The organism is Sphingomonas sp. CCH9-E2 (assembly GCF_001557215.1).
Taxonomy (GTDB): Bacteria; Pseudomonadota; Alphaproteobacteria; order Sphingomonadales; family Sphingomonadaceae; genus Sphingomonas.
Map to the genome: position 1 here is coordinate 1 of NZ_LSJM01000452.1, position 1,193 is coordinate 1,193.

2 protein-coding genes are annotated in these 1,193 nt (G+C 66.8%); both read right to left on the minus strand.

Going from position 1 to position 1,193, the window contains the following annotated elements:
• Positions 1-358 (minus strand): thioredoxin domain-containing protein (locus tag AX681_RS20110; RefSeq protein WP_156456150.1); only part of this gene is annotated, 358 nt, incomplete at its 3' end.
• Positions 359-385: 27 nt separating this feature from the next.
• Complete coding sequence (locus AX681_RS20115) at positions 386-1,090, minus strand: DsbA family protein (protein WP_082738193.1); 705 nt, start codon at positions 1,088-1,090, stop codon at positions 386-388.
• Between the last annotated feature and the right edge of the window lie 103 nt (positions 1,091-1,193).

The window sequence follows — 1,193 nt, forward strand, 5'->3', positions numbered from 1 at the left end:
GACCCGCCAGCGCCGCACCGACGTCGATCGGGTTGAGCAGGAAGTCGCGGAATTCGAAGCTGACCTTGCCGGTCGCGATATAGGCCTTGAGCGGTTCCATACCCGTCACGGCAAAGTTCGCGCAATGGCCGCAGGTGCGCGAGCCATATTCGATCAGCTTGATCGGCGCGTCCGGGTTGCCCATGCGGAAGCCGCCTTCGGGCGTCTTGACCACGGTGTCGACCCATGCGGTTCCCGCCGGTGCGGATGCGCCCGCGACCGGGGCCGCAGGCGCGGCGCTGCTGTTGTTGCCGGCATTGTCGCCACCGCAGCTGGCCAGCGCCAGTGCCGATACCAGCCCGATTACAATTCGCTTCAAGTCACGTCTCCACACGTTGGGGGATGGTCAGCGCGCACCGGCGGCACGCAGTTCGGGTTCGAGCGTCTCCCAATGTCCGCCGCCACCGGTCTTGCCATTGATCACGAAGGTGGGGGTACCCTTAATCACCTTCCACGATGCGTCGGCCATCGCGGTCAGGCGATTGAGGTCGGTCGGGGTCGCGAAACACTGGTTGATCGTCGCATCGCTCATGCCGCGGCCGCGCATCAGCGTGGCGAGGCCCGATCCTTCCGCTGCCGCCTTGAGCTGCATCAATCGCGTTTCGGATTGCAGCGCCGCCGCATTGCCCTGCCACCATGCCGCGCCACGGCGCGCCCAGTCGCGCTGCTCGGCAAAGATCGCATCGGTCGCACCGACAAAACCGCGCGGCCCGGCGCAACGCGCGAGCAGCGCAGCGGCCATGTCGAGCGGGTCGCGCACGGCGTGGCGCACTTCGATTCGCACCATACCGCGCCGGACATAACCATCCTTCAGTGGCACTTTCGCTTCGGCCATGAACTCCGCGCAATGCCCGCAAGTGTAGCTGAGATATTCGACCAGCCGCACCTTCGCGGCCGGGTTGCCGATCAGATAGGCGCCCGACGGCGCTTGCACGACATAGGTCGACCAGTCGCGCGGGGCGGCGGCCTTTGCCTTTGGCTGCTGCGCGGTCGCGCCCCCCGCAACGAGCGCGCCGACGGCCAGCGGAACGAGGATGGCGAACATACGCATCAATCGATCTTTCCCAGTTTGAACGGCGGCGCGGCGAGGCCGGCCCCCAATCCTTCGAGCACCGCGCGCAATTCGGGATCGACGATCGCGCGCAGGCTGTCGC